Here is a 7468-nt window from a genome sequence, read left to right on the forward strand (position 1 = left end):
GTGCGGCTGCTGGTCGACCGCGTCGGTCAGCAGGCCGCCCTGTTCGTAGCCGACATAGCCCGGCGGCGCGCCGATCAGCCGGCTGACCGAGTGGCGCTCCATATATTCGGACATGTCGAACCGCTGCAGCGGGATGCCGAGCACCGAGGCGAGCTGGCGCGCGACCTCGGTCTTGCCGACGCCGGTCGGCCCCGAGAAGAGATAGTTGCCGATCGGCTTGTCGGGTTCGCGCAGGCCCGCGCGGCTGAGCTTGATCGCCGAAGCGAGCTTCTCGATCGCCATGTCCTGCCCGAACACGACCCGCTTGAGGTCAGTCTCGAGATTCTGAAGCGTCGCCTTATCGTCGCTCGACACCGATTTCGGCGGGATGCGCGCCATGGTCGCGACGACCTGCTCGATTTCCTTGGTGGTGATGATTTTCTTGCGCCGCGACGGCGGGACCAGCATCTGCATCGCTCCGACCTCGTCGATCACGTCGATCGCCTTGTCAGGCAGCTTGCGGTCGTGGATGTAGCGCGCCGACAGCTCGACCGCCGACTTGATCGCGTCGGGGGTGTAGCGGACGGCGTGGTGCGCCTCGAACGCCGAGCGCAGTCCGGCGATGATCTTGATCGTGTCCTCGATCGTCGGCTCGTTGACGTCGATCTTCTGGAACCGGCGAAGCAGCGCACGGTCCTTTTCGAAATGATTGCGGAATTCCTTGTAGGTGGTCGAGCCGATGCAGCGGATCGCACCGGAGGATAGCGCTGGCTTGAGCAGGTTCGATGCATCCATCGCCCCGCCGCTAGTCGCGCCAGCGCCGATGACGGTGTGAATCTCGTCGATGAACAGCACCGCATGGGGCAGCTTCTCGAGTTCGTTGACGACCGACTTCAGCCGTTCCTCGAAGTCGCCGCGATAGCGTGTGCCGGCGAGCAGCGCACCCATGTCGAGCGAGTAGATGACCGCGGGCAGCAGCACCTCGGGGACGTCGCCCTCGACGATCTTGCGGGCCAGGCCCTCGGCGATTGCGGTCTTGCCGACGCCCGGATCGCCGACGTAGAGCGGATTATTCTTCGACCTACGGCAGAGGATCTGAACCGTCCGATCGACCTCGGCGCCGCGTCCGATTAGCGGGTCGATCTTGCCCGTCTTCGCCTTCTCATTGAGATTGACGGTAAACTGGGCGAGTGCGCTTTCCTTCTTGCCGTCGCTCTTCTGCTCGGGCTTTTCCTCGGAGCCGCTTGGCGGGGTCGCCTCGGCCGGGCCATCGCCCTTGCCGACGCCGTGCGAAATATAGGTCACTGCGTCCAGGCGGCTCATGTCCTGCTGCTGGAGGAAGTAGACGGCATAGCTCTCGCGTTCGGAGAATAGCGCGACCAGCACGTTGCCACCGGTCACTTCGTCGCGGCCCGACGACTGGACGTGGAGGATCGCACGCTGAACAACGCGCTGGAAACCGCTGGTCGGGGTCGGATCGGTCGCACTGTCGGCGACGAGCGCGCCGAGCTCATTGTCGAGATAATGCTTGATCGTCCCGCGCAGGTCGTCGCGGTTGACGCCGCACGCGGTCATCACCTTCGAGGCATGTTCGTCGTCGACCAGCGCCATCAGCAAATGCTCGAGCGTGGCATATTCATGGCGGCGCTTGCTCGCTTCGCCGAGCGCGTTGTGGAGGGTCTGTTCGAGGTCCCGGGCAAAACTGGGCATGGAGGACTCCTATGCCGCGTCCAGGAAGGACGCGGGGCTTGGCAACAATGTCGTAAGGATCGCCGCCCGGATCAAGGGCGGCGTCGCGTCGAAGGCAAAGAGCCTATCGCTTGGCAAACAGCGCATCGGCCGAGGCGCGGTGCGCCGCCGTTTCTGCCAGGTGGGCTTCGACCCGCGCAATCTCGGCGCGAAGGGCGGCAATCCGCTCGTCGAGCTCGGCGACCGACAGCGGGCCGAGTTCCTGGCGCGCCAGTTCGGTCAGCGGATCGCTGGGCTTGCCCGAAAAGAGATCCTCCAAATCCATCGTCGACAGCGTTGACCCGGCGAAGCGCCATGTCAATAAGCGCCGCGACCACTTTGGGGGTAGAGTTTCGTGAGTGATATTCCGGCGACAATGAAGGCGATCGAGATCAGCACGCCCGGCGGGCCAGAGGTGCTGCTACCCGTCCATCGGCCGGTGCCGGTGCCGGGCCACGACGTGGTGCTGGTCGAGGTCCCCGCCGCCGGAGTCAATCGGCCGGACGTATTACAGCGCAAGGGCGGCTATCCGCCGCCGCCGGGCGCGTCGGATATTCCGGGGCTGGAGATCGCCGGAACGGTCGTCGCGGCGGGCAGCGGGGCGGGCGAGGCGCTAATCGGGACGCGCGTGTGCGCGCTGGTCGCGGGTGGTGGCTATGCCGAATATTGCGTGGCGCCGGCCGGCACCTGCCTGCCGGTGCCCGAAGTGCTGCGGATGACCGAAGCGGCAGCGATGCCCGAAACATTGTTCACCGTGTGGACCAATTTGTTCGAACGCGGCTTCGCGGCCGACGGCGACACGGTGTTGGTCCATGGCGGCACCAGCGGCATCGGGACGATGGCGATTTCGCTTGGTAACCTCTTCGGGCTTGACGTGATCGTCACCTGCGGGTCGGACGAGAAATGTGCGCGGGCGGTCGAGCTCGGCGCAGCCCATGCGATCAACTACAAGGAAACCGACTTCGTCGACGCGGTCGATCGCTGGACCGAGGGCAAGGGTGTTGCGGTGGTGCTCGACATGGTCGGCGGCGATTATCTGCCGCGCAATCTCAAATGCCTGGCGGTCGAGGGGCGCCACGTGTCGATCGCGGTGCAACGCGGGGCCACGGCGGAAATCCCCATCTTCGATATCATGCGCCGCCGCCTGACCCTGACCGGATCGACGCTCCGCCCGCGCGACGTCGGTTTCAAGACGATGGTCGCCGACGAATTGAGCAAGACGGTCTGGCCCTACGTCGAGGGCAACCGCCTGAAACCGGTGATGGACATGAGCTTCCCGCTGGCCGAAGCCGCCGCCGCCCATGCCCGGATGGAAGCGGGCGCTCATGTCGGCAAGATCGTGCTGACGATGTGAGCTTGCCCTTGCGACAAGTCGCGACTAGACCCCCGTGCATATCTTGGCCGCTCCGGAAGGGGCGGCCGTTTCTGTTTTTGGAGAAGACCGTGGCCCAGCCGCTGATGCCCCACGCCACCGCCGCCTGGCTGGTCGACAACACCGCCTTGTCGTTCGAGCAGATCGCCGAATTCTGTGGCTTGCACATCCTGGAAATACAGGCGATCGCCGACGATACCGCCGCGACCAAGCTGACCGGGCGGGATCCGATCCGCGCCAACGAACTGACGCACGAAGAAATTGAAAAAGCGCAGAACGATCCTGAGTATCGGCTCACGATGCACAAGGAGCCCGATCCGATCCGCCGCACCAAGGGCCCGCGTTACACGCCGGTCAGCAAGCGGCAGGACAAGCCCGACGGCATCGCCTGGATCATCCGCAATCATCCCGACGTCACCGACGGCGCCATCGGCAAGCTGATCGGCACGACCCGCACGACCATCGCCGCGATCCGCGAGCGCAGTCACTGGAACATGGCCAATATCCAGCCGAAGGACCCGGTGACGCTCGGCCTGACGTCGCAGCGCGAACTCGACGCCGCCGTAATCAAGGCGGCCAAGGCAGCGGGCGCGCCGGCCCCGACCGATACGCGGCTGGAAGGCGACCGCGAGGCCCTGATCGTCGAGCTGCGCGCTGAGCGCGAGCAGAATGCCCGCGATGCCGAGGCGGCGCTGGTCGCCGCCGAGGCGGGCGAGCCCGACACGTCGGACGAGATCGTGCCGGGCATCAAGGACCCGTTTAAGAAGCCCGTCTGAGCCTTGAAAAGCGCAACGGTGGGGGCCAGAACGCGGCATGGCTGACGACATCACTTTGAGTTTCGAGGATGCGCTCAAGGAGCTTGAGGGGATCGTGCGCACGCTCGAGCAGGGCAGCGCTCCGCTCGACCAGTCGATCGACCTCTATCAGCGCGGCGACGCGTTGAAGCGCCATTGCGAAACGCGGCTCAAGGCGGCGCAGGCACGGATCGAACAAATCTCGATCGGTCCGGATGGGCAGCCCAACGGGACTCGGCCGTTCGATGGCGACTGAGGCGATGGACCGCGCGATCGATCTCGACGCGGAGGCGCGCACCGTCGCGGACGAGGTCGATGCGCTGTTCCGCCGCCTGCTGGCGTCGCCCGGCGACGGCCGCGACCGGCTCTATGCGGCAACGGCCCATGCCGTGATCGGCGGTGGCAAACGGCTCCGCCCGTTGCTGACTGTCGCGACAGCGCGGCTGTTCAACATCGACCGCGACCGCGCCGTGCGGGCCGGGGCGGCGATCGAGGCGATCCACGTCTATTCGCTGATCCACGACGATTTGCCGTGCATGGACGACGACGATCTTCGCCGCGGCAAGCCGACCGTGCACAAGGCGTTTGACGAGGCAACCGCGATTCTTGCCGGGGACAGCCTGCACGCGCTGGCGTTCGAGATATTGGCCGATGCAGCGGTGCATGAAAACCCCGCCGTCCGCGCCGAACTCGTCCTCGACCTGTCGCGCGCATCGGGGCCGGACGGCATGGCCGGCGGGCAGATGCTCGACCTTGCCGCCGAGGGCCAGCCGCTCGACCTTCCCGCAATCACCCGCATGCAGCAGCTCAAGACCGGCGCGCTGATCGAGCATGCCGTCGAGGCGGCGTGCATCATGGCCCAACTCGACGCCCACGCCCGCGTGCCGCTGCGAGGCTTTGCCCGCAACATCGGCCTGGCGTTCCAGATTGCCGATGACCTGATCGACCATAGCGGCGCCGAAGAGGCCGCCGGCAAGCGCGTCGGCAAGGATGCGGCGGCGGGCAAGGCGACCTTCGTTTCGCTGCTCGGCGAAGAACGTGCCCGCGCCCAGGCGTCCATGCTGGTCGAGCAGGCGATCGAGCATCTCCACGATCGCGGCGCGGAAGCCGACCTGCTCCGCGCCATCGCCCGCTTTGCCGTCGAACGGGATCATTAGGCCATGCGCATCGGTGTCTATCCAGGAACGTTCGACCCGCTCACGCTGGGTCATCTCGACATCATCAAGCGCGGCGCGCAGATTGTCGATCGATTGATCATCGGGGTCACCACCAATCCGTCCAAATCGCCGATGTTCAGCATCGAGGAGCGGCTGGCGATGGTCCGCCGCGAGATTTCCGACGTCGATGGCGACATCGGCGTGGTCGATTTCGACCTGCTGCTGATGGACTTTGCCGAGCGGGAAGGAGCGAGACTAATCATCCGCGGGCTGCGCGCCGTCGCCGACTTCGAATATGAATATCAGATGGCGGGCATGAACCAGCAGCTGAACGACCGGATCGAAACGGTCTTCCTGATGGCCGATGTCTGCCTTCAGCCGATCGCGTCACGACTGGTTAAGGAAATCGCCCGCTATGGCGGCAAGATCGACAAGTTCGTGACGCCCGCCGTCGCGGCCGATGTCGCAAAATATCTGGCCGCGTCGAAGTGAGGCGCTCGGGAGGAAATATGTTGAAGCCGTTGATGTTGTTGCCGCTGGCCGCCTTCGCGCTGGTCGCCGCCAAGCATGCGCCGCATGAGGCCAAGGTCAAGCATGGCAAGCTGGTCGAGGCGCCGGTGGTCAGCGTGGTCGCCCCCGCCGCGATCGCCGCAGATCCGGCCAACAAGCTGATTCTCGACCTGTCGACCGGCGGGCATGTGGTAATCCAGCTGCGCCCTGACATCGCACCGCATTCGGTCGCGCGGATTCAGGCGCTGGCGCAGCAGCATTTTTATGACGGGCTGAAATTCCACCGCGTTATCGCTGGCTTCATGGCCCAGGGCGGCGATCCCAAGGGGGATGGCACCGGCGGATCGGCGCTGCCCGACGTCAAGGCCGAGTTCAGCGACATGCCTCATCTGCGCGGATCGGTCGCAATGGCGCGGGCTGAAAGCCCTGACAGCGCTAACAGCCAATTTTACATCATGTTCGGCCCCAAGGCGTCGCTCGACCGCAAATATACCGTCGTCGGGCGGGTCGTCGAAGGGATGAGCGCGGTCGACGGCATCGCCCAGGGCGAACCGCCCGAGGCACCGACGACGATTTCCCACGCGACCCTGGGTGGACCGATTGCGGTGAGCGAAGTGCTGCCGGCTCCGGTGGTCGCGGCGGCGCCGCCGGTGGTCGCGGCGCCAGTCGTTGCGGCGCCTTTGCCCGCGCTGCTGCCAACCCCGGTCAGGAAGCTGCGCAAGAGGTAATGCGCGTCGATCTCTTCGATTTCGACCTCCCCGCCGACCGCATCGCCCTTCGCCCCGTTCGCCCGCGCGATGCGGCGCGGATGTTGCTCGTCGAGGGTGCGACGATCAGCGACCGCCTGGTGCTCGACCTGCCAGGACTGCTTCGCGCGGGCGACGTGCTGGTGTTCAATGACACGCGCGTTATTCCGGCACAGCTAGAGGGACGACGGGGTGAGGCGAAAGTGGGAGCAACGCTGCACAAACGCGCTGATCTGCGCTCTTGGTGGGCATTCGTCCGCAACGCCAAGCGGGTGCGCAACGGCGATGTGATCGATTTCGGCGCGGACGTGAGCGCGACCGCCATCAAGCGCGACGAGGCGGGCGCGATCCTGCTCCGCTTTGACGGCGACGATCCGGTCGAGCAGTTGCTGGCGCGGGCCGGGACTATGCCGCTGCCGCCCTATATCGCGTCGAAGCGCGGGACCGACGCCGCCGACACCGACGATTATCAGACGATGTTCGCGCGGGAGGCGGGAGCGGTCGCCGCGCCAACCGCGTCACTTCACTTCACCTCGCGCCTGATCGACGCGCTCGAGGCGGCCGGCGTGGCGCGCGAGACGCTCACGCTGCACGTCGGTGCCGGAACCTTCCTGCCGGTCAAGGTCGATGACACTGCCGATCACAAGATGCACGCCGAATGGGGCCGGATCGATGCCGCGACGGCCGACCGCCTCAATGCCGCGCGCGCCGCCGGCGGGCGGATCATCGCGGCGGGGACGACTTCGCTGCGGCTGCTGGAGAGCGCCACCGGCGACGACGGTGTCATCCGCCCGTTCGAAGGCGACACTGCGATCTTCATCACGCCGGGCACGCGGTTCCGCGCGGTCGACGGGCTGCTGACCAACTTCCATCTGCCGCGATCGACCCTGTTCATGCTGGTCAGCGCGCTGATGGGGCTTGAGCTTATGAAGGAGGCTTACGCCCATGCCATTGAAAAAGAATACCGTTTCTACAGCTATGGTGATGCAAGTCTGTTGTTGCCGGCCTAACGCACTCAACCGTGCACGCGCGGCGGTTGTAAGGCCAAGGCATCCCCAGCTAGTTCATAGGGCGAACGTTACTGCAACAGGAAAGCGGGCGACGCGTAGGCCAAAAGTGCCTCCCTGTGTCCACTTGATCGGGTAAGGCTTGGATGCCCAAGTTCGCCGACAGGAGCTTTAC

At 65.6% G+C, this 7468-nt stretch carries 9 protein-coding genes; 7 read left to right on the top strand and 2 right to left on the bottom strand.

The genetic code is table 11. The features are described 5' to 3' along the window. On the bottom strand, positions 1 to 1689 hold a 1689-nt coding region (locus RMN84_RS02570; protein WP_309610642.1), incomplete at its 3' end, for an AAA family ATPase. A gap of 103 nt (positions 1690 to 1792) precedes the next feature. Then, positions 1793 to 1993 carry a DUF1192 domain-containing protein gene (locus RMN84_RS02575; RefSeq protein ID WP_309610643.1) on the bottom strand — a complete coding sequence of 67 codons (201 nt, stop codon included), beginning with the start codon at positions 1991 to 1993 and terminating at the stop codon, positions 1793 to 1795. Between the two features lie 90 nt (positions 1994 to 2083). On the opposite strand from RMN84_RS02575, the gene RMN84_RS02580 reads away from it, so the two are divergent. The 7 genes from RMN84_RS02580 to queA all read left to right on the top strand — a co-directional run bounded on the left by RMN84_RS02580 (position 2084) and on the right by queA (position 7296). Then, positions 2084 to 3061 carry an NAD(P)H-quinone oxidoreductase gene (locus RMN84_RS02580; RefSeq protein ID WP_309610650.1) on the top strand — a complete coding sequence of 326 codons (978 nt, stop codon included), beginning with the start codon at positions 2084 to 2086 and terminating at the stop codon, positions 3059 to 3061. Between the two features lie 89 nt (positions 3062 to 3150). Beyond that, positions 3151 to 3855 (top strand): DUF1013 domain-containing protein, encoded by a 705-nt coding sequence (locus RMN84_RS02585; protein ID WP_309610644.1) that lies wholly within the window; start codon positions 3151 to 3153, stop codon positions 3853 to 3855. A gap of 37 nt (positions 3856 to 3892) precedes the next feature. Beyond that, a complete protein-coding gene (locus tag RMN84_RS02590) occupies positions 3893 to 4129 on the top strand; it encodes an exodeoxyribonuclease VII small subunit (protein ID WP_309610645.1) in 237 nt (78 codons plus the stop codon). Between the two features lie 4 nt (positions 4130 to 4133). Continuing rightward, on the top strand, positions 4134 to 5030 hold the full coding sequence (locus RMN84_RS02595; protein ID WP_309610646.1) for a farnesyl diphosphate synthase: 897 nt from the start codon (positions 4134 to 4136) through the stop codon (positions 5028 to 5030). Positions 5031 to 5033: 3 nt separating this feature from the next. Continuing rightward, the gene (coaD, locus tag RMN84_RS02600) at positions 5034 to 5522 is read left to right on the top strand and encodes a pantetheine-phosphate adenylyltransferase (RefSeq protein ID WP_309610647.1); all 489 of its coding nucleotides are present in this window, start codon (positions 5034 to 5036) and stop codon (positions 5520 to 5522) included. Positions 5523 to 5539: 17 nt separating this feature from the next. After that, positions 5540 to 6268 carry a peptidylprolyl isomerase gene (locus tag RMN84_RS02605; protein WP_309610648.1) on the top strand — a complete coding sequence of 243 codons (729 nt, stop codon included), beginning with the start codon at positions 5540 to 5542 and terminating at the stop codon, positions 6266 to 6268. Further along, positions 6268 to 7296, top strand: coding sequence for a tRNA preQ1(34) S-adenosylmethionine ribosyltransferase-isomerase QueA (gene queA / locus RMN84_RS02610; RefSeq protein ID WP_309610649.1), 1029 nt, complete (start codon positions 6268 to 6270; stop codon positions 7294 to 7296). The genes RMN84_RS02605 and queA overlap by 1 nt, the downstream gene beginning before the upstream one ends. Positions 7297 to 7468 lie beyond the last annotated feature (172 nt).

It is taken from the genome of Sphingomonas sp. (genome assembly GCF_031380695.1).
Classification (GTDB): Bacteria; Pseudomonadota; Alphaproteobacteria; order Sphingomonadales; family Sphingomonadaceae; genus Sphingomicrobium.

What these genes read in the sequence shown, in the direction of transcription:
- RMN84_RS02575 (WP_309610643.1), bottom strand. Translation starts at nt 1,993, where the DNA reads ATGGATTTGGAGGATCTCTTTTCGGGCAAGCCCAGCGATCCGCTGACC.
- RMN84_RS02580 (WP_309610650.1), top strand. Translation starts at nt 2,084, where the DNA reads ATGAAGGCGATCGAGATCAGCACGCCCGGCGGGCCAGAGGTGCTGCTA.
- RMN84_RS02590 (WP_309610645.1), top strand. Translation starts at nt 3,893, where the DNA reads ATGGCTGACGACATCACTTTGAGTTTCGAGGATGCGCTCAAGGAGCTT.
- RMN84_RS02595 (WP_309610646.1), top strand. Translation starts at nt 4,134, where the DNA reads ATGGACCGCGCGATCGATCTCGACGCGGAGGCGCGCACCGTCGCGGAC.
- coaD (WP_309610647.1), top strand. Translation starts at nt 5,034, where the DNA reads ATGCGCATCGGTGTCTATCCAGGAACGTTCGACCCGCTCACGCTGGGT.
- RMN84_RS02605 (WP_309610648.1), top strand. Translation starts at nt 5,540, where the DNA reads ATGTTGAAGCCGTTGATGTTGTTGCCGCTGGCCGCCTTCGCGCTGGTC.
- queA (WP_309610649.1), top strand. Translation starts at nt 6,268, where the DNA reads ATGCGCGTCGATCTCTTCGATTTCGACCTCCCCGCCGACCGCATCGCC.